Annotated in this window: 37 protein-coding genes; 3 read left to right on the top strand and 34 right to left on the bottom strand. The window is 36.4% G+C overall.

What is annotated here, in order from left to right; genetic code table 11:
- Nucleotides 1–575 precede the first annotated feature (575 nt).
- The 8 genes from IPM92_17175 to IPM92_17140 all read right to left on the bottom strand — a co-directional run bounded on the left by IPM92_17175 (nt 576) and on the right by IPM92_17140 (nt 4,764).
- Nucleotides 576–815: a hypothetical protein gene (locus IPM92_17175; GenBank protein ID MBK9110044.1), complete on the bottom strand. Its 240-nt coding sequence runs from the start codon at nt 813–815 to the stop codon at nt 576–578.
- A gap of 440 nt (nt 816–1,255) precedes the next feature.
- Nucleotides 1,256–1,462, bottom strand: a complete 207-nt coding sequence (locus IPM92_17170; GenBank protein MBK9110043.1) for a hypothetical protein — start codon at nt 1,460–1,462, stop codon at nt 1,256–1,258.
- On the bottom strand, nt 1,407–1,565 hold the full coding sequence (locus IPM92_17165; protein MBK9110042.1) for a caspase family protein: 159 nt from the start codon (nt 1,563–1,565) through the stop codon (nt 1,407–1,409). The genes IPM92_17170 and IPM92_17165 overlap by 56 nt, the downstream gene beginning before the upstream one ends.
- The gene (locus IPM92_17160; GenBank protein ID MBK9110041.1) at nt 1,559–1,765 is read right to left on the bottom strand and encodes a caspase family protein; all 207 of its coding nucleotides are present in this window, start codon (nt 1,763–1,765) and stop codon (nt 1,559–1,561) included. Before IPM92_17160 ends, IPM92_17165 begins: the two co-directional genes overlap by 7 nt.
- A gap of 1,126 nt (nt 1,766–2,891) precedes the next feature.
- Nucleotides 2,892–3,086, bottom strand: coding sequence for a T9SS type A sorting domain-containing protein (locus IPM92_17155; protein ID MBK9110040.1), 195 nt, complete (start codon nt 3,084–3,086; stop codon nt 2,892–2,894).
- Between the two features lie 393 nt (nt 3,087–3,479).
- Nucleotides 3,480–3,674, bottom strand: a complete 195-nt coding sequence (locus IPM92_17150) for a hypothetical protein (GenBank protein ID MBK9110039.1) — start codon at nt 3,672–3,674, stop codon at nt 3,480–3,482.
- A 359-nt stretch (nt 3,675–4,033) separates the two neighbouring features.
- On the bottom strand, nt 4,034–4,210 hold the full coding sequence (locus IPM92_17145) for a hypothetical protein (GenBank protein ID MBK9110038.1): 177 nt from the start codon (nt 4,208–4,210) through the stop codon (nt 4,034–4,036).
- Between the two features lie 326 nt (nt 4,211–4,536).
- On the bottom strand, nt 4,537–4,764 hold the full coding sequence (locus IPM92_17140; protein ID MBK9110037.1) for a hypothetical protein: 228 nt from the start codon (nt 4,762–4,764) through the stop codon (nt 4,537–4,539).
- Between the two features lie 168 nt (nt 4,765–4,932).
- Here IPM92_17140 and IPM92_17135 point away from each other — a divergent pair, with 168 nt between their 5' ends.
- Nucleotides 4,933–5,127: a hypothetical protein gene (locus tag IPM92_17135; GenBank protein MBK9110036.1), complete on the top strand. Its 195-nt coding sequence runs from the start codon at nt 4,933–4,935 to the stop codon at nt 5,125–5,127.
- 257 nt (nt 5,128–5,384) lie between these two features.
- Here the strand turns inward: IPM92_17135 and IPM92_17130 are convergent, their stop codons facing one another.
- The 6 genes from IPM92_17130 to IPM92_17105 all read right to left on the bottom strand — a co-directional run bounded on the left by IPM92_17130 (nt 5,385) and on the right by IPM92_17105 (nt 7,664).
- Nucleotides 5,385–5,561 carry a hypothetical protein gene (locus tag IPM92_17130; GenBank protein ID MBK9110035.1) on the bottom strand — a complete coding sequence of 59 codons (177 nt, stop codon included), beginning with the start codon at nt 5,559–5,561 and terminating at the stop codon, nt 5,385–5,387.
- Nucleotides 5,562–5,637: 76 nt separating this feature from the next.
- The gene (locus tag IPM92_17125; GenBank protein ID MBK9110034.1) at nt 5,638–5,910 is read right to left on the bottom strand and encodes a hypothetical protein; all 273 of its coding nucleotides are present in this window, start codon (nt 5,908–5,910) and stop codon (nt 5,638–5,640) included.
- Between the two features lie 150 nt (nt 5,911–6,060).
- Nucleotides 6,061–6,564: a hypothetical protein gene (locus tag IPM92_17120; protein ID MBK9110033.1), complete on the bottom strand. Its 504-nt coding sequence runs from the start codon at nt 6,562–6,564 to the stop codon at nt 6,061–6,063.
- A gap of 414 nt (nt 6,565–6,978) precedes the next feature.
- Nucleotides 6,979–7,134 carry a hypothetical protein gene (locus IPM92_17115; GenBank protein ID MBK9110032.1) on the bottom strand — a complete coding sequence of 52 codons (156 nt, stop codon included), beginning with the start codon at nt 7,132–7,134 and terminating at the stop codon, nt 6,979–6,981.
- Between the two features lie 150 nt (nt 7,135–7,284).
- Entirely contained in the window at nt 7,285–7,533 is a 249-nt protein-coding gene (locus tag IPM92_17110) for a hypothetical protein (protein ID MBK9110031.1), read from the bottom strand.
- Nucleotides 7,500–7,664 carry a hypothetical protein gene (locus IPM92_17105; protein MBK9110030.1) on the bottom strand — a complete coding sequence of 55 codons (165 nt, stop codon included), beginning with the start codon at nt 7,662–7,664 and terminating at the stop codon, nt 7,500–7,502. Before IPM92_17105 ends, IPM92_17110 begins: the two co-directional genes overlap by 34 nt.
- A 302-nt stretch (nt 7,665–7,966) precedes the next feature.
- On the opposite strand from IPM92_17105, the gene IPM92_17100 reads away from it, so the two are divergent.
- Complete coding sequence (locus tag IPM92_17100; protein ID MBK9110029.1) at nt 7,967–8,254, top strand: DUF433 domain-containing protein; 288 nt, start codon at nt 7,967–7,969, stop codon at nt 8,252–8,254.
- 9 nt (nt 8,255–8,263) lie between these two features.
- Entirely contained in the window at nt 8,264–8,527 is a 264-nt protein-coding gene (locus IPM92_17095; protein MBK9110028.1) for a DUF5615 family PIN-like protein, read from the top strand.
- Nucleotides 8,528–9,045: 518 nt separating this feature from the next.
- Here the strand turns inward: IPM92_17095 and IPM92_17090 are convergent.
- The 20 genes from IPM92_17090 to IPM92_16995 form a co-directional block, all read right to left on the bottom strand.
- Entirely contained in the window at nt 9,046–9,453 is a 408-nt protein-coding gene (locus tag IPM92_17090) for a hypothetical protein (protein MBK9110027.1), read from the bottom strand.
- Nucleotides 9,454–9,518: 65 nt separating this feature from the next.
- Nucleotides 9,519–10,133: a hypothetical protein gene (locus IPM92_17085; protein ID MBK9110026.1), complete on the bottom strand. Its 615-nt coding sequence runs from the start codon at nt 10,131–10,133 to the stop codon at nt 9,519–9,521.
- 141 nt (nt 10,134–10,274) lie between these two features.
- Nucleotides 10,275–10,880, bottom strand: coding sequence for a caspase family protein (locus tag IPM92_17080; GenBank protein ID MBK9110025.1), 606 nt, complete (start codon nt 10,878–10,880; stop codon nt 10,275–10,277).
- A gap of 522 nt (nt 10,881–11,402) precedes the next feature.
- Nucleotides 11,403–11,579: a hypothetical protein gene (locus tag IPM92_17075; GenBank protein MBK9110024.1), complete on the bottom strand. Its 177-nt coding sequence runs from the start codon at nt 11,577–11,579 to the stop codon at nt 11,403–11,405.
- Nucleotides 11,580–11,664: 85 nt separating this feature from the next.
- The gene (locus IPM92_17070; protein MBK9110023.1) at nt 11,665–12,432 is read right to left on the bottom strand and encodes a hypothetical protein; all 768 of its coding nucleotides are present in this window, start codon (nt 12,430–12,432) and stop codon (nt 11,665–11,667) included.
- A complete protein-coding gene (locus IPM92_17065; protein ID MBK9110022.1) occupies nt 12,425–13,105 on the bottom strand; it encodes a hypothetical protein in 681 nt (226 codons plus the stop codon). Before IPM92_17065 ends, IPM92_17070 begins: the two co-directional genes overlap by 8 nt.
- Nucleotide 13,106: 1 nt before the next feature.
- Nucleotides 13,107–13,835, bottom strand: coding sequence for a caspase family protein (locus IPM92_17060; GenBank protein MBK9110021.1), 729 nt, complete (start codon nt 13,833–13,835; stop codon nt 13,107–13,109).
- Between the two features lie 242 nt (nt 13,836–14,077).
- Nucleotides 14,078–14,272, bottom strand: coding sequence for a hypothetical protein (locus IPM92_17055; protein ID MBK9110020.1), 195 nt, complete (start codon nt 14,270–14,272; stop codon nt 14,078–14,080).
- Nucleotides 14,273–14,426: 154 nt separating this feature from the next.
- Nucleotides 14,427–15,764, bottom strand: coding sequence for a hypothetical protein (locus tag IPM92_17050; GenBank protein MBK9110019.1), 1,338 nt, complete (start codon nt 15,762–15,764; stop codon nt 14,427–14,429).
- Nucleotides 15,713–16,612, bottom strand: a complete 900-nt coding sequence (locus IPM92_17045) for a caspase family protein (GenBank protein ID MBK9110018.1) — start codon at nt 16,610–16,612, stop codon at nt 15,713–15,715. Before IPM92_17045 ends, IPM92_17050 begins: the two co-directional genes overlap by 52 nt.
- Nucleotides 16,613–16,799: 187 nt before the next feature.
- Nucleotides 16,800–17,255 carry a SusD/RagB family nutrient-binding outer membrane lipoprotein gene (locus tag IPM92_17040; protein ID MBK9110017.1) on the bottom strand — a complete coding sequence of 152 codons (456 nt, stop codon included), beginning with the start codon at nt 17,253–17,255 and terminating at the stop codon, nt 16,800–16,802.
- A 69-nt stretch (nt 17,256–17,324) separates the two neighbouring features.
- Nucleotides 17,325–17,921, bottom strand: a complete 597-nt coding sequence (locus tag IPM92_17035) for a SusD/RagB family nutrient-binding outer membrane lipoprotein (GenBank protein ID MBK9110016.1) — start codon at nt 17,919–17,921, stop codon at nt 17,325–17,327.
- On the bottom strand, nt 17,861–18,010 hold the full coding sequence (locus IPM92_17030; protein MBK9110015.1) for a hypothetical protein: 150 nt from the start codon (nt 18,008–18,010) through the stop codon (nt 17,861–17,863). The genes IPM92_17035 and IPM92_17030 overlap by 61 nt, the downstream gene beginning before the upstream one ends.
- Complete coding sequence (locus IPM92_17025) at nt 17,998–18,363, bottom strand: hypothetical protein (GenBank protein MBK9110014.1); 366 nt, start codon at nt 18,361–18,363, stop codon at nt 17,998–18,000. The genes IPM92_17030 and IPM92_17025 overlap by 13 nt, the downstream gene beginning before the upstream one ends.
- Nucleotides 18,364–18,383: 20 nt before the next feature.
- Nucleotides 18,384–18,941: a hypothetical protein gene (locus IPM92_17020; GenBank protein MBK9110013.1), complete on the bottom strand. Its 558-nt coding sequence runs from the start codon at nt 18,939–18,941 to the stop codon at nt 18,384–18,386.
- Nucleotides 18,942–19,148: 207 nt separating this feature from the next.
- Entirely contained in the window at nt 19,149–19,811 is a 663-nt protein-coding gene (locus IPM92_17015; GenBank protein MBK9110012.1) for a TonB-dependent receptor, read from the bottom strand.
- Nucleotides 19,812–19,989: 178 nt separating this feature from the next.
- Nucleotides 19,990–20,514, bottom strand: a complete 525-nt coding sequence (locus IPM92_17010) for a hypothetical protein (GenBank protein ID MBK9110011.1) — start codon at nt 20,512–20,514, stop codon at nt 19,990–19,992.
- A gap of 64 nt (nt 20,515–20,578) precedes the next feature.
- Nucleotides 20,579–21,058, bottom strand: a complete 480-nt coding sequence (locus IPM92_17005; protein MBK9110010.1) for a hypothetical protein — start codon at nt 21,056–21,058, stop codon at nt 20,579–20,581.
- Nucleotides 21,055–21,591: a TonB-dependent receptor plug domain-containing protein gene (locus IPM92_17000; GenBank protein ID MBK9110009.1), complete on the bottom strand. Its 537-nt coding sequence runs from the start codon at nt 21,589–21,591 to the stop codon at nt 21,055–21,057. The genes IPM92_17005 and IPM92_17000 overlap by 4 nt, the downstream gene beginning before the upstream one ends.
- A gap of 755 nt (nt 21,592–22,346) precedes the next feature.
- Nucleotides 22,347–22,540 (bottom strand): hypothetical protein (locus tag IPM92_16995; protein MBK9110008.1); only part of this gene is annotated, 194 nt, incomplete at its 5' end.

Raw genomic sequence — 22,540 nt, 5'->3', positions numbered from 1 at the left:
GCAAAAGTATCTTTTTCAGCCAGGGCTCGCCAATTTATAAGCTTCTTGTTGCCTTCCGATTTAATATACATTCAGCGAGATTATTGTAAGCTGAAGTGTAATCGGGGGTTAATAGAAATTTTTTTTTCAAGCTTTCTGCTTTGTCAAATTCATATAAACTTGAATATATCGAAATTAAATTAGTATAAGCAGCGTAATACTTGTTGTTGACTTCGATGGCCTTTTCAAAAGATTGAACCGGCTCTCTGATTTTTTCCAATTGTATAAACACACCAATTAAATGATGGACCAATTCGGAATGCGGGTATCAATTGTGTACACTTATTAAAATAATAGAAGGAACTGTCCATATTTCTCTCATCGTTTGATGTTTGATGCCTAAAGAACAGGTTTGTGTAAGCGGCGTTTGGTTCGAGTGTTCTGGATTGGTGCAAATGGAGGATGGATTGCACATGTGCATCATGGGTTGAGTGGTCCATAGTTATTGATATGGATATTGAATCCTACAATCAGGGCCTTGATTAAAAAAATATCTAGATAAGATTGGATTAAAAGAGGGTAATGATTTTTATCAATCAAATTGGAGACAAGTATCTAGGTCCGACAAATGTATTGATTTGCTCCAATTTAAATCTGGGTATTTTTCCTTTATTGATGATTGGATAAATGATGCTACTCAAATCCCTGTTGAAATGAACAATGAGTTTTCTTCTCAAGTATAGATTCCAGGTCCCAGACTCAGGATTCCGTTCTACAAATTTTCGAAAATTGGAAGTGATTTCTTCAAGAAATTTCAGGCTTATAATTGTAGCCATTTAAATATCCTGTGGTCAGGCTGTAATATTCTAGACTTATCGAATCTAATGCAGGCAATAGCTTTCTTCGCCTCCTTTAAAATTAATATCGCCTGGCATTTTAAGCCTTTTGAAATGGACTCCTGTAGCGAATCTTTAGATACACCAGAAACACGCGTTATGATGCGACTAAATGGCCCCAAAACAATTAGCGTTTGTCTTTTATCACTTTCAAGGTAAGTGTGTTTACTAACATATTGGTTTAATTCAAATAAGTAATACTATGATCATTATCTAAATCAGCCATTCCCCTTAATCCCATTTCAAGATTATATGAAAAGTCCTCTGCCTCCTCCCCATTCTTTACCTTCAATAGAGGCTGGTCCACATCACATGAAAGAAGTAAAGTAGCATTGTCAGAAAAGTGTATTCCTGATGGCTTTGGAAGTATGATTTTTTCCTTATCGCCACCTTTTAAGTTTCCCAGAATGACAAGCGTCTATAATATAAACCACTTCTACTCCCTGATCTGTAAGCTTACCAAAATAATCTGCCAATTGTGAAACTTGTAAAACCCCATCGCTCATTCCAAAATAATTGTCTTTCGGACTATCATAAAAGGAGCAGCAGCCCATTCTTGGATTGCGTAAGGTCTTCGATATCCCCATGTCCGGCAAAATAAAAATACAATCGGTCTTTCGGTTTAAGTTTCTTAATTAAATCAGAAATTGCATCTGAAACATTAATTCGGGTTGCTTCGGCATTTAAAATAGTTCGATCCGTTGAGAATCAGAGGCGGTGAAATTCGATTGAAGCAAATAGGATCTGAATGCCAACGCATCATGATCTGCAAATCGCAGATCATTAATATTTCTGTAATCGCTGATGCCAATGATTAAAGCAAAAATCACTCCGGTAGAAATCTCAGTAACACCTTCAGGAATTTGCCCGCGGATTGGTTGCGTTGACATACATCCCGCAAAAAACGAAAACGCTTAAAAATGAAATTTTCCATTTATAAGAGAGAATAGCATAACCCTTTATTGAATTTAAACTGACCTGTAAAACCTGCTGTAAATATATCAGAAACCTTTGATCTTTTGCAATACTTAATCGTTAGATATTTTTTTGGCCCCCCCGACTACCTTTACAACCAAACCTTCATCATGCTTTGACGCCCCTTTTATAAAATTAAAATGAATTGTTTTTCAAATAAAAAAGAGGCCACTTTTGTGGCCCCCCTTATTAGATCTGTTCTTCAGTATTTTAAAAACTTGGGTAATTACTTCAAATCAACATTTGTAACGACTGCTTTATCAGCACGAGTAACTCTCATCCGATAATTTCTTCCTTTGGCGCATCCGGCAATCCAAGCAAATCAACGTCTACGGTACCATCCTTCTCGTTGTATTTACGCGTCTCTCACCTCTTGCAACAACTTTATCATCAGCGTCAACCCGTTGGAATGTTAAACCAGTGCGGCTCAAACTTCTCAAATCCTCAGTTTGAATAATCGATGGTGCGGCAGCGGATTTTCTTAAATTTAATTTAATACCTACCGATTCAGACCTTTGATTACCACCCGTTTCTGTAGCTTCAACTTTGAGCGTAAGATTGGCTAAATCCTAAAAAAGAAAGAAAAAAAGAAAATAATACATGTTTTTCATTTGTAAAATAATTTAAAAATTTAAAAATAATCGTTAATAAATAAAAAGCTATCAGATTTACATTCTGATCATATATTAGTACCCAATGCAGCAATTTGTTATCATTTTTATTTTAATTATTTTTTGATAAAATTGGCATTTATTGTAACCCGGGACAAATATATTCTTAAATCAATCATTGGCTCAAAATCACCCTCAACTAATTACATATCCATAAATATCCAATTTACAGTTGTTGGATACTATACATTGCAAGGCTATTTAAGCCTGAATAACAATTCTGGGATTATAATATTTCATATGGTTTTAAATTTACGAATTCCTCTAAAGGCTATTATCTCCAGGTATTCGCACCCCAATCATGTTCTAATTTATTAATTTAACTTGAAAGCAAATCTCTATAAAAATGGATTATATTCCAAATTTGGATTTATTCCTTTATTAATTTTTCGATGGCAATGACCTTCTCATCAGAAATTAATTTTAAAAAATAAAATCCTGATCTTAATGAGCTTGCATTAATATTTTGTATTGGATTGCCCGCAATTACTTGTTGTTCAAAAACATTTCTTCCAGTTAAATCTATGATGCGGAATTTCATTCCAGTAATTGCTGAATGCCGCAATTCAATAGTAAAATTGCCATTAGCTTGGATTTGGATAGATGCGAATTTTCAAGTTGTTCTGAATAGCTTGATAGCGGAACTTTAGATGTACAAATCTCAATATTATCCAGACCTATAACAGACATCACGAATCACTTTGATTTTGAAGACAAATCACCAGGTATTTCAATTCAGGATTATGTTGAAAAATTAATGTAGTATCAAACCGTAAGTAACCAAATGCTGCTAGTTGATCCTTATATACTTTTCTGAATACTTCTGTAGAACTACTCGGATTTAATGTAGAATCATTTTGTAATCGAAATACAATGTTTGGCCTTATAAGATCGTAGTGTTTTCTCTGATAATCTAATAAATCAAATCCAATATTGATAAAATTGTTCTCTAGTAAGTTTACTTGCTGCCAAATTCAACAAAATTATTTTTATTTCCAATCAATAAAACCTGGCCATCATCAGAAGCACCCAAACTGTCCGTCACAAAAACCAAACCATCCCCGGTATTTGGAAATAATTTCCAATCATCAATTTTGGCTTCATTGTTCTTGCCCATATGTCCTTCGACCCTTCCTAGAAGTGAAGTCACCATTTTTAATTGCATTTGGCTCATAAACGAAGAGATGGATTAGGAAGCAATTGATCGTTACTTTTCTGCAATAGAATTCCCGGCATGTATCCAATTTAACAGGATCGATTCGAGTGACAAACATGCACACGTTAAAAATTCCAGGATTACTAAATTGAATAAGCTGACTATTATTGCCAATGGATGGGACAGGTGTTGGCGTCATTGCCGGAGTTACAACCCATGTAACTTTATCATTTGGACAAAAGCGCTTTTGGTTTAAGTGTTCTGTTGCAACTCATTTTATTACCACTTACATAAAACCCCTGAATAACATCTTGTAATGGAATCACATGGACAGGGGCATTCATCAAATGAAAAGTTTATTTTGCAGTTACACTTATTACTTCCGCATTGTCACTTACATTTAATGTATATTGTACTCCCGCATTAAACCAAAGTGTATTAAGCAGAATATCGAAATGTCCGCTTGCGTTCGGCTGTTGAGCATAAAGTGGAACATTTCCCAATGATGCAATTTGTCCCGAATTTGATTGCACGATATTCCATTGTATGGAATCTCATTACAGTTTATAGCATTGCAATTTAGATTGCCCTGAACAGTAAAATATTGTCCTGGCTTTATACAAGGCAATTTCACAGAAGGGCCGCCACAATTCCCAGCAAATAGAGCACCAGGCCAATTTGGATTAAGAAAAGTTATTGGAGAAAATGATTTGCACATACAAGTATCACAAACCAACTTCATAGAATCCCGGCATACCTTATCAAAACATTTGACAGGCGGCATTACGCTGTAATCATATTCTGTTGCGGTCCATGAATGTATATACGTTCGTTTCCCGAATAGCTATGCATTGGCATGCTAGCTGTCGGAATTCTGTAGTAAGCGCACTCTCCCAAAAATCGGACCAATGGAATCACATTTTGGAAGGTTAGCGATGTTGAGGGTGGCTTTACATTTAACATTATCAACCGTAATACTTACCGCATTTGAAATGCTCAATTCAAAATCAAATTGATTGGAACAACAATCATGTCCGTCTGCCATAAAATAAATAGTACAAGGACAAATAGGCTCCACAATGTCCATTGATAGTTAATGTATATAATCCAGCTATTGAAAAACTTGAGTTCTAAAAAGGCAAAATAAAATCCCGGTTGGCTTGAGTAACTGGAATTGAAATTGGAATAAATCCAGGCGGTCCGGTCAGCATCAAATCAACTGTTGGCTGAGGGCAATTAGATCCCAGGCATTTTAATGAAGATAAAAAATCGAATAGGTACGATTGCGGTAGATGCCGGCACAAATAAGGTATCCCCGCAAGCATATGGAATAAGAGGTCCGCGCACCAATGCTGTATTGGCAAATCAAATGGACCGCATAAACAAAGTGTCGCAATTTACATTTACGGTCGTACACATTTTTTATTCTTGCATTCATCAACCACATTGACACAAAGTTGATGGGTGCCGCTTGTTGTAAATGTATATGACCATGAGCCAGCAGGATTCGTGATCACTTGAGGTGCATTGGCCCCATCTAAGGAAGGCGGTGTACTAAAGAGATAACATGAATCAAATTGTGGTGCAGTTGCGGTAAACTTACAATTCGATTGAACGACTGTAAATCCCTGATTAATAAGCGTAGAAAATGCGAGTGAATTTGCACAACAATCGATACAAAAATCACCGTCCTCCCAGAAGACTAACTTACTGGAAAGATTCGCACCAATGATAGGATTTAGCTACACTGTCCATGTAAAATTTATAATTACTGGGCGCTAAATTCGTAGGAACCAAAGTAACAGTATCCTGTAATACCATACATGTGTTAAGCTCAAGATCGCTTATGGAAAGAGCATAAGACCACCAAATCCCTGGAGCCATAATTCTTCCATCTGCAAATACAATATTGTTGCCGGGTAATAATGAAGTTGTTCCGCCAAAATAGTTGGAACCGGAATTAAATATTTATTGAAACTAATGTTGGGGAATTAGGTAAGTTATCTATAAATTTCAGAATAACTGAACGGGTTGCTGATCCGAATGATCCAATACCCGTGGCATAAATAATACCCGGAGCGGCGACCCAAACTTGTGATAAGGAAATGAGTTTTGGAATTTGAACTTGCCACAATTGATTAAGATTTTGATCAAATTTTGAAAAAAAAGGTGCCTGACCCACTTCACTATTTGATGCTGTGTAAAATCCACCACTAATTCCTTCCTGTACCATATCAAGGATAGTTCATCCAATTTGCAATCTTTCCTGCGATTATTTTTCCATCATTTTTGGTCATATACATAATGCCGGAGTGATCATTCAGTGTATTTAATCGGCTCCCTGAAAGAATCATATTCCCATTCGGCAAAGCTTCCAAATCTCTTAAAAATTCATCATCATCAGTGCTAACATAAATTCATTCCAGTTGAAATTCCCGTTTGCATTCATATTTAATAAAACAACATCATCCCAGGTGCCTGATAATCCTGGAAATTTCTTTTGGCCGCCTAAGACATAATATGGAAATGCAGGATTATGAGGAATTGGGTTTTCAATAATTTTTAGAAAATAATCTCTTTCAGGTGCATCGTATTCTTTGACCCAAGCAAAGTTACCTGATGCATCAATTCTTCCCATAATGCTTTTACCAAGGCTATTATTTAATGGAGTAGAATGACCAACAACTAATAAGTCACCTGATGGCTGTATGCGAATAGCATCATTCCATTGCGACGTTATATCTAAACTTCTGGTCCAAAGCAGTGATCCATCTACAGCGAGCCGAGTAATGGAAGCACTGAGGAAGGAGCCGGCCGTTAGCTGATCCAGACCTAAGACATAATATTCACTGCCATCCGCTATTACTTTAGAAAATGAATTATTCAAGTTGCTTCCAAAATATTTTTTGAAATTGCGCTGAACTTTTAATAGGAACGCAAACAAATAATATAAAAATTACGAATGTTATTCTACTTGATCTAAAACAGAAAAAAACGAAGGTGTAAATGTTTTCATACCTGAATTATTTGTGAGTCATAAATACTAAAGATAAGCATTAAATCAGGCAAATTCGAAAATTCTGCTTTTAGATCATATTACACCAATAAAAAAAGAGACAACAAATGTCGTCTCCTTTTTTTATTTTTAAGACTTGGTGTGTCTTGCAGGAAAGATGAAGATTTACTTCAAATCCAGAATGCTTACATTGTTCGGCGATCCGCACATAATACTTACCAAGGTAAATGCAATCTTTACAACCTGGGTAAAAAGGCTGATAAAAATCTACTCTTACACATCAGTTTATCTCTTCAAAATATGGCTTGATCTTTTGTCGATGATCGCTTCCCCATCTTTCATAACCCATTTCACTCCCTTTATCACTGCTTGAATATCTTTGAAAGGATCTCCTTCAATGGCAACCATATCAGCCCTGAAACCCGGTGATAAACTGCCCAATTCAGATTCTTTTCGAGAAGTTTTGCGGCATTCACCGTTGCAGTTTCAAAGCCTGTAGTGGTGTCATTCCGGCTTTTACAAACCACTCCAATTCGCGTGTATTCTGTCCGAAACCAGTAAAACAGCATCAGAACCCATCAATGGGAACGTTCATTGGATGGCCAGTTTTAAAGTCTCTAAATTCCGATGGATGTACTCCTTCAAATTTTCTATCACAGTATGATTGTATCCGTATTCATGTGCGTGATCAATGTAGTATCTGTTATGATCTACGGTCGGAACATAATAGGTTCCATGTTGTAACATGAGTTCAAAATCAGATTTTGTAAGATCGGTTGCATGTTCAATGGAATGCGCGCCTGCTTTTATAGCATCTCTTGCAGGCATTTTCTTGCGCAAAGAAAAACAATGACAGGTGCAGTAAGTTTATCAGCATCTGCCCATGGATTGGTGCCCAGCGTTTTATCCCAATAATAAGTAACATGCGTGTGTACATCGATTAAACCAGGAATTGCATTGAGAGGACGCAAATCTACATAATCAAATCCCTGAATGGAATGTTCAGAATAGTTCTCAACACTTAGAATTTTGTTGGCCTGAATTTTAATGAGTGCATCATATATAATTTCACCACTTGGATTAAATGCCCTTGAAAATGCAATGCCTTCCTTTGGGAAACTAAAATGTTAACTGGAATGAAATGCATAAATCCTAAAATGAAAACCATTGCAATCTTTACATTCATTCGTTGAAATACAAATCTGTCCACCTTTTTAATAACTTCGCTTAAATTCATATATCTTTGCATGAATCGTGATATAATTTATATTTAATGAGTAATTCTATTTTAAAACAATATATCCATTTTGACCAGAATGATATGACTCTTAATGAACCGTATATTATCGGACATAGGATTAAAGTTAAAGACATAGTTATTTGGAGTGAAATTAAGGGTATGAGCCTTGATCAAATTGCCAATGAATACAGACTGAACCTTGCAGAAATTCATGCTGCTTTGTCTTTTTATTTTGAGAATAAATCCTTGATCGATGATCTTATTATGCATGATGAAGATTTGATTGAGACAATGAAAAAACAAATAAAATCAAAAATATAACCCGAGGTTTTGAACCCCTCTATTAAAATTTATGCCGATGAAAATATTTCTCATGGCATTGTTCATGGGATAAGAAATCGGGGGATTGATATTATAAGTTGTTGGGAAGCTGGCATGATTTCTAAGTCGGATCTTGAACAAATTGAATTTGCAAAAAAACAATATCGGGTTATTATTACTCATGATACAGATTTTTTAATACTTCATAAAAAAGGCATTTCGCATTCAGGAGTTATTTATATTCATCCTAAAAAACGATGCGTGAAATTTTGAGTAAAATACATCTTATCTATTTTACATTGACAGCAGAAGATTTCAATGAACACCTTGAGTTTATTTAACTAATCGGCTACTCGCCGCAAAATGTTTCTCCATCAACATCTTAAATTCTTTAGTCTTCTTCAACTTTTTAAACAAGGGCTCCTTATAAATCGACTCGGATCTTGGGTAGTAACAATCCAGTGCCTTTTCAAAAAAATTCCAGTGCCTTTTCCCTATTTTTTAGTTTTGCCTCCAGGCAAGCCAAACCATACCAGCCCATGTAGCCGCGTTGAAAAGAAAGTTCATTGGACTTTAAAACATTTTTCGGGCTTCTGCGTAGTGACTTTAATCTAATAGAAAACGACCATATAAATAATGACATTCTTCTTGTAATATAAAATCATCCCACGCACTACCCAGCCATGTATTTATAGCTACTTTAAAAGCGAATCGGCCATTGAAAATGCCCTTTTCTGATTCCATTACAGCTAACCATGCGTTGGCTTTAGGATAATTAGGATTTGCCGGATCTATTTTTTTAATGCTTTAAAAATTTCTTCCGCTTTAGCAAGATTCCCTCTTTCCAGAAATACTTTACCTTCTATTAATTTAGCCTCAGTAAGATACCAGGGCTGTGCATTCCAGGATTCAGCTAATCCGCTATATTTTAAAGCTTCATTATACTGACCCAAGGTATAATGAGTCATTGCAAGATTGACTGCGTACATAAATTTCATCCACTTCGGTACTCCTGGCCTCTCAAGTTTTTTTTGAAAAACAGGGATATAGTAATCCGATCTCCTATCGGATAGATAATAGGGCTCCAAGTGAAATTCATCAAAATTATATTCCAACAGTTTTTCGAAGTTCGATTTCATTTTTTCAAATTCACGCTTGAATGCATAGGTTACAGATAAAGTATAATAACCATTTGGAATCTGAGGATAAGAGCAATAATTTTATTACAGATTTCAATAGTCTCATCTGTTTTATTTTCTTTGTTTTAACATACCAATCGCTCTAAAAGAATGACAGATGTTGAATCAAATCCTAATGCCTTGTTTAACCATATATTTGCATTTTTAAAACCAGATTGCATCGTTTGAAACTCCAGTGAAAGGTTAATATAAGGCACAATCCAGGTTGGTGACCGCTGAATGGTTAGCTCTGTCCAGAACAACATAGAGTCGGTTTGAGCCGGATTGTTCATCAAATATAAATCAGCAATCGCCTGAGTTATAAAAGCAGCACTACTGTCTAACTGAAATGCCTTGAGCAAAATGGATAAAGTTTGATTTTGAATCTGTTTTCTCCGAAGAGGATCATCTTCTAAATTAAACTCATACTGCTTTTTGAGATAGGCTTCAAAATACAACTGCTTAGCTAACAAAGAGGGATATAAGTTATGTTTTGGGCCCAATAATTCAATAATTCTTTTTATATACGCCGGAAACAAAACAAATCGTTCTGGCCTTGCATTCCATTGAAATAAAATGACAGGTTCCGTCTCAAGCAATGAATTGATGGCTTGTTGGATTTCGTCATGCAGAGCATAGAGCAATCTGTTGCGATATTTTGTAAGTAATGGTCCTTGTTTAATGAGTTGTTCGAACTTCAAATAAAGGTCATTTGCGCAATACTCCTTTGGTTCCATCAACCAGGAACTATCCAGAGCCCGTTAAAATGGTATTCCATTTTTGAAGCAAACTATCCTGAACGAAAACACTTTCGTTGCCGAATCCTTTATCCGATTGAAAGTTTATTTTGTTTGTACAAGTGTATTTTCCTCCGATTTGGCTTTGGCCATTTTCAAAGAATCAACACGAGCAAGCAATATTCTTTGATCACCTTCAACGATAGGTGTTTGCGACCTTGGAAAAATCTCCTCCGGGATTTTGCTTGTCAGATATAAATTCAATTCTGCGAGACTAATAATATGATCATTATTAAAATCTGCAAAACCATTTAAAGCTTTCTCCAAAAAGTAAGAAAATACGCCTCGGCCTCCTCCCCATTGTTGTCCCTCTATTGAAGTCTCATGAGGTTGACAGGACATGAGTTTTATTTCATTTGCCAATTTTTGGATGAGCATTTCTGCAGTTGCCTGCGTACCACCAATGGCATTTCCTGCCAGCTTTCCGGAATGACAAGCATCGGAGATCATAATTATTTTTGCATTTCTGCTAGCAATCGTAGAAACAATATCCTGCAAAAACTGGACAGCATAGGCTCCCACTTTATAATTATGAGGAGGGGAATCGTAACAGAGCAGATACCCAAACTTTGAAAATGTTTTGGTCTCCATATCCCCATGTCCTGAAAAATAAATCAATGCGACTTCGCCTTCTTTGATTGAATCCTGCAACTGCTAAAGCATCAGCAAAACTTATCAAAGTTGCATTTTTCATTCATCAACAATTTTATATTCTCCTCCGGTACATTTCCACCGCTTTCGGAACTCAGCCATTCAGCAAATTTTTGAGCATCTTTGTCGCATATTCCAAATCGGGAATTTTAGGAGATTAGTAATTTGAGATTCCCGTGATGATGGCATATACATTTTGATTCTTACCCAATAGGGGTAAAATAACTGATTTGACATTTTGCTTTTGTCCGATATATTGAGACTCCTTTTTTGAGCATAAAGCCAAACTTATATCAAACAAAGAAATAATTGTTGAAAAACAGATGCTTAAAAAAGAAGTCATTTTCATAGTTTTCTTAAGGTCTTTTATATTTTTAATCAAATTATAAAAACCTGAATTCTATTCCTATTTGAAAAAACGAGGTCGTAGTTAAACATTTTTATACGTGTAAAAAAATGAATGCATACCCTGACATTTTAAACTCATTTCTATACTTCCCTGTGCAGCGCAACATTAATCTTTTAATCCTTCAAATCATATAAATCTTGTCCAAAGTGTTGTTTCATCATTTCTTTAAACCGTTTCGTTTTTTTTATAAATTTAAACAAGGGCTCCTCAATGATCGGTTTTGGAATTGGAAAATACCAATCCAGGGCAAGTTCAAGCCAATCTAGAGTTTCCTTCTTCAATTTTCGCATTGCACATAGTTTAGCCATTCCATAAAATCCAAAATATTGCCATAATCTTTACTTAAAATAGTGTTGAATTTTTGCTCGGCTTCTTTTAAACGATTTTGTTGCAACAGGAAATTGCCATAAAATAATATTCACCTGACTTAATAGGTTTACTTTGATATACGTACTCTTCAGGTCTGAAATGAATGGATTTCATGAAATATTCTTCAGCTCTTATATTGTCGCCCAAATGTTCGGATATAAGTCCTAGATAAGCCAAGGCAAGACTCATAGAGGCAGTGGGTACATAATATTTATCTACAGCTTCCAGTAGAATCTCTCTTGCTAATTTGTATTGTTCTAAATAATAGTGTACAATGCCTTGGATTACCCTGGCATTGTATTTGAATGCAGGATCACTTTCAATCTCAAATACTTTTTTGGATTTTTCAAGAATAATCTCCAGGTTTGATATTTCATGGGTAAAAAACAAAAGATCTCCGAAAAATATTTCAGAAAAGTCCTCAATTCTACAATGAGCTTTTGCGCTTTCAAAGCGCCTCGTATTACGCTCAATATCGCCTAAAATCCACTTCTCATTATTGTTATCCGTCTTATTAATGGATTCTGCTAAATAAAAATATTTTTTGGCTAGTTTGTAATTCCTACCTAAATAGTTGTATGTGTATGCAAGAGTAAAATAATCATTGGACAGATGAGGATGGATTAATCGCATCCGATTGCAAATAGCATTTACAGAATCAATATTATCATATCGTTGGTAAACCCATGCCATCATTTCTAGCAAACCATATGCCTCGGAGTCTATTAACAAGCCCTTTCGCAACCATTTTTCAGCTTCGGCATAGTCATACATTTGATCCAAATAATACCATGAAAGCTCTGAATAGGGTTGTAACCACTCCGGGGGCCAAATTCATGGCTTTCAAATAATAATGTCTGACGGAATCTTCAAATAAAGAATATTGATAACTATTTCCCAACAAATAATTGATCATTGCATCATCCTTGTATTGGAGTGCCTCATATAATTTCATTCTACTCAATTTTCTAATTGAATCAGGATAATACGTATATAAAGATGTAGAATAATGCGACAAATTATAAGACTCAAAAAAGAGCTTTTTGGCCATCAATGAATTATACATGGAATGATGCCTTCCTAATAATTCCATACTCCTTTCTAAGTAATCCACATAATTTTGATATTTAACACTGCTATATCTCCATTTGTTAATTTCATAAGGATCATCTTGTAACAATTTATTTAAAAATTGCTGCACTTCATCCTGAAGTGCAGCAGCAAGACTTCGCTTCATGATTTTCAATACAGGATTAAGGCTGTCTATTTTTTGGAGTCTTTTGTAACATGTATTTGCAGACAAACTATCTCCATCTAAAAAATGCTTTTCCAGAATCGCCTCGTTAAATTCCTTAAATATTTTTGATATAGCAGTATCTTCTAAAACTGACAGATCTATTTTGTTTCCTTTTGATCCAATCGTTTCAAATACCGATGGATTATTCATTTTATGTTTTCCTCAATGCCACTAAACTACTGTCGTTAACAAGTGCAACTATGGATTGCCTGTTACCAACTATTACAGGTGTTTGCCTATGCGGTTGTGTTTCTTCAATAACCCATTTTTCCAAATACCGATCTAATTCTGAAAGTGAAACATTACGATCCAAATTTGAATCGGCAAGACCCGTAAGACCCTCAACCAAGTGATACGAAAATACTCCCCGGCCACCTCCCCATGAAACTCCTTCAATTGAAACTTCATCGGGTTGACATGATAATATTTTAATTTCATTTGCATATTGCTGACTTAATGATTGGGCCGTTGCCTGAGGCCCACCAATATTTGAGCCAGCTAATTTTCCTGAATGACATGCATCCGATATGACTATTACCCGAACTGATCTGTCTATGGATAAAGTTGAAATCAGGTCTTGTAAATAAAATAAGCCATATGCTCCACCAGCTGTATATACTTTAGGTGGGGCATCCCAACACAATAGAAACCCGGGTTGAAAACGCGTTCTCGTTTCAACATCTCCATGTCCACTGAAATAAATGATCGCTTGATCATCAGTTTTACAGATTTCTAATAACCAATCCAAAGCTGCCCCAAATTGTGCCAAAGTTGCCCCATCATTCAATAACACTTTTATATTTTCTTTCGGCACATGTCCTCCGGACGCACTTTTTAACCACTTTTCAAATGCGAATGCATCACGGTGTGCATATTGCAAATCCGGGATTTGTGGCGATTGATAATCTGAAATAACCTATAATAACCGCATAGGTATTATTTGGTTGCTTCATCTTGGGATCAGGAGATCCTGATGTCACACCTTTTTGAGCGGAAAGATTTATGAAAGAAAAAAATGAGTATAGAATAAAATAGCTTGAATTTACAACCCACTCCTGCAATCAATGTTCTTATCAATAAATTCGTCATTTTCTATTTAACTTGCTTAAGTCATTCAATCTTTTAATCATGTCCAAAATATTTTATCATCAATACCTTAAACTTTTTTTTCCTTCTCATTTTCTCAAACAAAGGTTCTTCATAAATCGGCTCCGGAATTGGGTAATATCTTTGCAATGCAATTTCCAGCCATTTTAAGGCTTCATTCGTTTTTCCTTTTTTTGCATAAAATTTCGCAATGCCATAAGTGACTATCATAATTAAAGGGGACTAGTTCAATTGACTTTTCGTATTGCAGTTTAGCCTCCGCATCCCTGTTTTGAGAGAGAAGAAAGTCACCATATACATTGTGCCCTACTTCATGTCCCCAGTTAATTTTGTATGGAAATTGAAAGCTTCTTTAAATAATTGGTCAGCTATAATTGAACGTCCCTTTTAGATGTTGTAATTGTGCCAAATAACACCTAGCTGTATGGTCGGCTTCATCCGGAGTGGGATCGATATCTATAGCTTTGTTTAAATACGAAGTAGCAACATCAAAATTCATTCGAGACATTTCTATTCTTGCCATTATTACAATGGCATCAGCTTTAATATGCAAATCAGCATAATTGGAAGAAATGACCTTTTCTGCATATTCAAATGCCTTATCAAAATTTCTCTTGTTATAATAATAATCCGAAAGGATAATGTTATCAATAAATTCCAAAGTAGCAGGTTCCGGTGGGTACTTACCCAAAAATTCAAATGCGTACTTTTCCTTTTTCGTTTTAAGCAGTGCTTTAAAATACCAAGCCCTTGACCAATTCGTAGTTATCGGGTGTAAGTCAAATGACTTTAGACTATACTTGATTACATGATCATAGTCCATCCTTTCTGCAGAACATTGGACTAAGGTGGACCAAGCATTAAACAACTCTGGTTTGGCTGATATCAACTTCCAGCAAATCGAATCTGACTGATTAAATTGGCCTTGCTTTTGATAATTCCATGCTAATAATAAGTTCAAAAGATATGAATTTGGTCTTATGGCAAGCCCTTTTCGGATTATTGAATCTGCCTTATCCATATCGACAATTATATTCAAATAGGTTTCAACCAATTCATGATAGGGAGTAATCCAGGTCGGTGCCATTTGCATGGCTTCAGCACAATATTTTAAAGTAGAATCCATTTCATAAATTCCATCTTTTCTCCAATGCAAATTGGCAACAGCATGGTATAGATATGCCGCATGCGGTTCGTATTTTATCGCTTCAAGCAATTTTAATTTTACCAAGTTCCTCACAGAATCTCTTTTATGCTCATCTTTCAAATCCTGCAAAATCTTTTGCTTCAAATAATGAGCTTCAAAATACTTCTGCTGGCTATACAATAAAGGAAAACTGTAATGATCCTTTCCCAATAATTCAATGGCACGTTCTAAATACTTTGGATATTCAGCATATTTCTCCGGATTCAAATACCAGTCATTGAATTCATAGGGGTCATCAGCCAATAAAGCATTCAATGCTTTTTGGACTTCATCCTGCAAAGCCGCTGCATAATTGCGACGCATCAGTGCATGAAGTGGTTTTAAGGTTGCTACATTAAGAAGCCCTTTGTACAATTGATCAGCACAATTTGTTGAATTATTTGAGCTGCAAAAAAACTCATGCGTGTTCAGTTTATTTTTAAACTCAAAATAATTTGAACGCGTTACAGAGTCGAGCTGTGCCAATGTTTGTTCCTCAATTCCCCTTGTATCCACATGTCTAAGATTTTTGGAAATTTTTTTTCGTTCATCATGGCAAGGAATTGTTTCTCGTCCACCAAGTTGATGGTCTCTGACAGGTCCCCTGCTATGACCGGTATTTGCTTATGTGGATCAACGTCCCGACTTACATTCGTTTGTAAGTAATTTGCCAGTTCCATCAACTTGATCTGACGATCTTCATTTTGATCAGCAAATCCAGAAAGTCCATCTGTGAGATAATAACTGAACACCCCTCTGCCTCCGCCCCAGTATTCTCCTTCCACACTTGTTTCATTGGGTTGACAGGAAAGGATCTTGATTTCATTTGCATATTGTCGGACCAATTCAGTACTTGTCAGTCTGGATCCCAGAACATTACTTCCCGCCAATTTACCAGCATGACAAGCATCCGCAATGACAACCACTTTTGTTTTATTGCTTGCCAAAGTCGAAACGATTGCCTGTAAATAATCTAATGAAAATGCACCCGCCGCATAATTATTTGGAGGCGAATCGTAACACAATAAATAACCGAATTTTGCTATGGTTTTTGTTTCAACATCCCCATGCCCTGAAAAATAAAGGTAAACTAAGTCTCCTTCCCGGGCTTGATCCAAAATTCCATCCAATGCTGCATTGAATTGGGCCCGGGTCGCCATAGAATCAATGAGTAATTGTATGTGGTCTTCCGGAACCTTTACCATACCCGTTCCCTTCAACCAATCTACAAACGCTATGGCATCGCGGTGGGCGTATTTTAAATCTGGAATACCTTTATCGTGATAATTGGAAATGCCAACGACTACCGCAAATGTGTTTGAATTAGATGCTCGTTGATGGTTGTTAGTTGTTAGAAGGTTCACTCCTTTTTGAGCGGCAATAAAAAAACAACTATAATAAAGCACAATTATGCATGAGAATATAGAATTGATTACATGTTTGAGAATCTTTCGCCGCGGTAATTTGTAAAATATCATCATTTCAAAATAAACTTCATTGATCTATTCTATTAATACTACACCATGTCTCATATTAACCGAAATCAATGTATCATTTAACATCCCACCACACTCTTGTGCTTAATTTATCTTCCCCTTTAAGCAAATCTAAAGCCTTAAAATAATTTCTGGCATTTAGGGTTTGCTCAGCTGATGGGTAAACCAATCGAAGGGGAGCCGGATGCATTCCAATTTCTCCAATCGCACCATCTACCGGAGCCTCCAATTTTTGAAAATCCAGTCTTCGCCATTCGGTCCAGGCCTGAAATCCCTGCATAAATAAAGACAGCCATTTTTGAACACCAATTTTTTGATTCCAATCACCGGCAGCTGTCGCATAATTCACCTCAGTTTGTTTCAAATAATCTTCTGCCATCTGAACGTCCATAATTCCCCATTCTTCAAAAGAAGCGATGATCGCTTTATTGTACCAATCTTCGGACGTCCCACCAATGGACCAACCTCGTTCTATGCCCTTCGGCAGCCAGAAAGCAAACTTCGCTGTAATTCATAAGACAGGCATAAGCTTCCGGCCTAAGGATATCAAATGGACGGAAACTCGACAAACGGTTGTTCGTTACAAAAGAGCCGCTGGGCTGGGAGTAATTGTCTGAAGAAATTGCAGCATTGTTGCTAGTTTGTCCATAGGGCCTTCCGAAATAACCACCCCGTTTGTTCTCACATCTCCCCAAACAGCAAGCCTTGGGTCATTCAGTGGTTTTAAGGTTTTATCGATCAAAATGTCCGAAAGACCCAAGTCAGCATCCCCACGTTCTATTCTTTGCTGGTGAAGCGGGTTATTATTAGGAAATGTACTCAAATATTTAAAACAAGCATGATCAAGATTGTTCAAGAAGCCCTGTGCAAATGCTTTCTCAAATTCCAGTTTTGCTTTTTCTGGTTCGACATCACTCATTCTCATTGAAATTCGCAGAATGAGCGAATGTGCAAATTTTTTCCACTTGCTTACATCGCCCGAATAAATGATGTCCGCTCCTCCATAACTTCCGGCACTTTCATCCATATCTAATATTGCTTGATGTAGTTCATCCAGAATACCAAAGTAAATTTCTCTTTGACTGGCATAAGCAGGAGTTTTATTTTTATCGCCCTTTAAAGCTTCCTGATAGGAACGGGACCAAAAACATCCGTCATCAACTGAAATGTATAACAGCGAAGCACCTTTGCAATTGCCTTTTTGTTTTTATCTGCAGATGGATCCAATCCCGGATGATTGGTAATCGTTTCTTCTATATCGGCCATGTCTTGTAGCACTCCGGCGTAAAACGCCTCAAAAAAATACATTTAGCAAATCCTCCAATAGCATATCTGCAAACATCTGTGTAATTATTTTGTGTCCAACTCTGAGCCAATAATTCGGGTAAAGCCAGGTTGGTAATTCCGGTTGCATTCACTCCTGCAAAAACGCCATCCGCAAGCACTTTTTGAGCTCCGGTCATCAAGACTTCCGGTCGCACAATACGTGGATTGTTTGGGTCGACATTGATGTCGCCAAAATCTTTGCCACACGAAGAGACTATGAAAATGATGAGGACTATGATTGCTTTGATTTTATGGATTGAATGGATATGCATTTGAATTAGCTTTGATTTCATGCTGGATATAGTTTTAGCAATTAAAATTTGAATTTCAGGTTAAAACCAATAGACCTCGTTGAAGGAACGGCACCACCTTCATTTCCGTAGATGTTGCTCGTACTTACTGCCATTTCAGGATCGATGTGAGGTAGATTTTTGTGTAATATGGCAACATTTCTTGATACAATCGCAATACTAACATCTGTTAGACCTGCTCTCTCAAGCCATTTTGCCTTGAGATTATAGCGAATGGAAATTTCGCGAAGTTTGATAAAAGAGGCATCATAAACATACCTTTTTTGAATATGAAAAAATCCATCAAAAAATTTATGATCATCATAACTGACACGAGATATATTTTTCTCTCCATTGGTCTTGTAATAATCATCAGTAAGGGTTTCTGTTCCGGACCCGCCTTCCAGAATTGGACGACCCTCATTATCCAGAACTGCATAAATCCCATCGTACACGATTTCACTTTCATTATAATTTCTTTGTGCTGTCTCTTCAAATAATCCTGAGTAAATACCCGTGGCATTGGTAAAAGAAACGATATCCCCACCTTTGCGAAAATCAATAAAAAAATTTAAAATCAAAATTTTTCCATCTAAAACTATTGGTGATTCCCCCTGTAAAATCGGGACTGATATTTCCAATAGGCATTACAGAATTAGATTTTAGATAAAATCCCGTATTGGGATCAATGAGTTTATTTCCAGCTTTGTCGTACAAATAATTATAGCCGAATATCGTGCCATAAGGTTGTCCGATCTGCGCTTGAATGCTTACGGCTCCGGGACTTGCTAAGGGTAAGATTGGATGCTTTGATCCTCTGGCACAAGAGAAACCACTTTATTATTATTTTTTCCAAATTGGAAATCTATTCCCCAACTGAAGTTTGTTTTTCGAATAGGTATTCCGTGCAACACCAATTCAAAACCTATATTACTGATCTCGCCTGCATTGATGAATTGCCGAGTGAATCCAGTAGTAGCGGAACTGGTTAGTGGAATAATTTGATCCAGCGTTTTTCCAGTATAAAAACACATATCTATAGCAGCGCGGTCTTTAAAAAATCGAAGGTCAAAACCCACTTCCAGAGATTGTGTTTGTTCAGGTGTAAGATCACTTTTATTCAAGGTATTACTGACCGTGTAATTGGCATAGTTTCCAAAATTTGGATTTCCAACATACGTTTTATAAAGGCTATAGGGGTCCCCATCAGAGCCAACCTTCGCCCAGGCCAGCCGCAACTTTCCAAAGCTCAAATTTGGAATTATCAGATCGTCAGAGAATACATAACTGAATGAAGCTGATGGATAAAAGTATGCATTGTTATTGACCGGCAAAGTGCTGGACCAGTCTTGCCGCCCAGTTAATTCAAGATATAATTTATTTTTCCATGCAAAAGAGAATGATCCGTAAAAGCTCTCCAATTCCCTTTCTGAATGGATATTTTGAATCAAAGGACCCTGTTTTGAATTTTGGAGACGGTAAATTCCTGGTATGGTCAATCCGCCAATAGTTGCTCCAAAATCTCTTTCCAGTGATTTTTTAATTTGTTAGCGCCTAGAACAGCCGTCACAAAAAATTCCTTATAAATTTTGCGTTCAAGCTGTAGCTGAAGGTCGGTATTCAGTTCATTTACATAAAATTCGTCAAGCGTATATTGCGATTCGAGTAGACTGCCATGGGCAATTCGTTCTTCTCTTTTTCATAATAAAAGTCATTCAATAATCTTCCTCTGATTTGTAACCAGTCTGTGATGGCGTAGTTTACCGTAACATTTCCAAAAATACGATCCCGTCCATCCGTTTGAAAATTCTTATATCTCGACCAATAGGGATTGTCCCAATATTGTGGTCTTGGATTGTCCGCAGATTGGCGATTCCAGGTGCGCATACTGCCATCCGGATTTTCATAAGTCTTTAAATCATCAAATCGCAATTGTGTTTGCCACCATTGCGAAAAATTTTGAGCGGGATTGAAGCCCCCGCGAAAATCATAAGTAGAAGCTGAACGTCCTTTGTTTTCACTATTTACATAATTTACAGAAGTCGAAATATTCAATTTATCCGACAGTTCCAGATTCCCGCTGAATACAAAATGATTTCTTCCCAATTTAGAATTGGGATAAATACCTTTCTGATCAAAACGATGATACGCCAAACGGTAAGCAGATTTATCGTTGGCTTTTTCGATTGAGATACTTTGCTGGGTACTTACGCCTGTTTCAAAAAATCCATGGGATCATCTCCAACTTCCCACAGACGGCTTTTTCCAAAATGTTCTGTATCCCAGCTATCCCAACTGTTCCAATCTCTGAAATACAATTGGTTTTGGTTGTTTCCATATCCATTAATAAAAAGATATTGGTCATGCCCATTAATGGTAAAATCATCGAGGTTTTTAAAATGCTCATCAGTACCCGTTTGAAATCGAGTGCCACTGCTTTCGTCAACGAAATAAAGGGGAACAAGGTCGAAAGATTGAAAAATCCCGACAGTATCACCATTTGGGCCAAACTCAATAAAAGGGATCTTATAAAATCCCGAAGCATCCTTATAACCTCTTGGAAAGAGATTCGCACCCCCTCCATATTCTTTTGAAATTTCGGAAATACAGCAACTTTATCAAATGTAATGCTACTGCTGATGGTGATACCTAGACCTTTTTGATCTCGAGAGGCTTTTTTAGTATTGACAATGATCACACCGTTGGCTCCGCGAGATCCGTACAGAGCAGCAGCTGCTTGACCTTTAATATACTGATGTTATCAATATCCTCCGGATTGAGATCCTGTATGGCATTTCCATAGTCTCTTTGACTTTCATATACTGTTCCACTTCCATCTGCTTTTATCTGACTAATATTAGTGAAATTGGAATTGTCCATAGGCACACCGTCGACTACGAACAAAGGTTGATTTTCCCCAATTATGGATCTCAATCCTCGTATGGTAATTCTTGAAGATCCACCCAGATTACCACCCGCTGAACCCAACACAGTCACACCCGCAGCGCGACCTGATAAAAGATTAACGAAGTTGGCTTGTGGTACGGTGGTGAGTTCGTCTCCTTTTATTTTTTCAACTCCGAATCCTAACGAACGTTCATCCTTTCTGATACCCAGAGCCGTTACAAGTGCTTCCTCCAACAAGAGGCCTTCCTGCAAAACAACTTCTATGAAAGCTTGTGCTGAAACATCCTGCTCTAAAGTTTGAAATCCTGTATAACTGAAAGTCAAAATGTTTGAACCATCGGGAAGAGAAATTTTAAATCGACCCCGATCATCTGTTTCAAAGCTGATTGGAAGTTTTTCTTTATGGAAATATTCGCCCCGATAACAGGGTATCCAGCTGGGTCTTTAACAGTTCCTTCAATTGTTTTTTGAGCCGACAAACAATAACAAGAGAGAATGCATAACAATGCAGTTAAGCAACTTGCTTTCAGTAAGGTTGGTATTTTAAATTTCGACGTTAATCTACAATTAATTGATATTTTACTCTAGATTATTAATTAAATTTTTAAATAATTAAATTAGATCTCACAAAAATTAATTTACATTTTAAGAAAGCAAGTGATTATTTTTCAGCATCCAGTCCGATTTTGGTCCATTGCCAGTAAGAAATAAATGGCAAGAGAATAAACAGATAGCATAAGTAAAAATGTCAATTTAAATATTGCATCATAAACATAAATTTAAGCCCGCACATAAAATAATTTAATGTTCTGAACCAGTTCATAATGGTCTTATACAAATCAATGTTTTATGGGCCTATATCATTAATACTCCACATAGATATTTCTTAACAAAATTTTGGAAGAATTTCAAAATTATTTTAAACATGAACCCCCTTTATGCTTCTGAAGTGACAATTTTAAATTGGGTCGATTTGTGAATTCCAGAGTCGGAATTAACTTGGTAAGCCAAACAGTAGAATTTGAGCAGGTCAAAATTTTGTTAATTCTTCAATTCAGAAAATTCTGCTTCAGAACAAACTATTGCTTCGACTGTAGAATTTTACTGCATTGTTCATAATAAGTAGCAGCTACTTTATTATACCTCGATTTAGGGTCGGACTTTACTATTTCAAAAATTGTACAAGCCTCACGACCTTTTCCGGTAGCGATGAGTGCGTTAGCATTTACAAACAATACATTGCTGTTTGACTTTAAAGATTCATCCATATGAT

The organism is Saprospiraceae bacterium (genome assembly GCA_016719615.1).
GTDB lineage: Bacteria > Bacteroidota > Bacteroidia > Chitinophagales > Saprospiraceae > Vicinibacter.
Note: the sequence above shows the minus strand (reverse complement) of the source record. Positions and strands in the feature narration are given on the sequence as shown.

Bases quoted from the DNA above. Each gene is read 5' to 3' on its own strand.
- IPM92_17175 (MBK9110044.1), bottom strand. From the start codon at position 815: ATGGCTACAATTATAAGCCTGAAATTTCTTGAAGAAATCACTTCCAAT.
- IPM92_17170 (MBK9110043.1), bottom strand. From the start codon at position 1,462: ATGGGGATATCGAAGACCTTACGCAATCCAAGAATGGGCTGCTGCTCC.
- IPM92_17160 (MBK9110041.1), bottom strand. From the start codon at position 1,765: ATGTCAACGCAACCAATCCGCGGGCAAATTCCTGAAGGTGTTACTGAG.
- IPM92_17150 (MBK9110039.1), bottom strand. From the start codon at position 3,674: ATGGTGACTTCACTTCTAGGAAGGGTCGAAGGACATATGGGCAAGAAC.
- IPM92_17140 (MBK9110037.1), bottom strand. From the start codon at position 4,764: ATGGACATTGTGGAGCCTATTTGTCCTTGTACTATTTATTTTATGGCA.
- IPM92_17135 (MBK9110036.1), top strand. From the start codon at position 4,933: ATGAAGATAAAAAATCGAATAGGTACGATTGCGGTAGATGCCGGCACA.
- IPM92_17130 (MBK9110035.1), bottom strand. From the start codon at position 5,561: ATGGCTCCAGGGATTTGGTGGTCTTATGCTCTTTCCATAAGCGATCTT.
- IPM92_17125 (MBK9110034.1), bottom strand. From the start codon at position 5,910: ATGGTACAGGAAGGAATTAGTGGTGGATTTTACACAGCATCAAATAGT.
- IPM92_17100 (MBK9110029.1), top strand. From the start codon at position 7,967: ATGAGTAATTCTATTTTAAAACAATATATCCATTTTGACCAGAATGAT.
- IPM92_17075 (MBK9110024.1), bottom strand. From the start codon at position 11,579: ATGCGAAAATTGAAGAAGGAAACTCTAGATTGGCTTGAACTTGCCCTG.
- IPM92_17070 (MBK9110023.1), bottom strand. From the start codon at position 12,432: ATGTATGACTATGCCGAAGCTGAAAAATGGTTGCGAAAGGGCTTGTTA.
- IPM92_17065 (MBK9110022.1), bottom strand. From the start codon at position 13,105: ATGAATAATCCATCGGTATTTGAAACGATTGGATCAAAAGGAAACAAA.
- IPM92_17055 (MBK9110020.1), bottom strand. From the start codon at position 14,272: ATGATAGTCACTTATGGCATTGCGAAATTTTATGCAAAAAAAGGAAAA.
- IPM92_17030 (MBK9110015.1), bottom strand. From the start codon at position 18,010: ATGGCCGATATAGAAGAAACGATTACCAATCATCCGGGATTGGATCCA.
- IPM92_17025 (MBK9110014.1), bottom strand. From the start codon at position 18,363: ATGAAATCAAAGCTAATTCAAATGCATATCCATTCAATCCATAAAATC.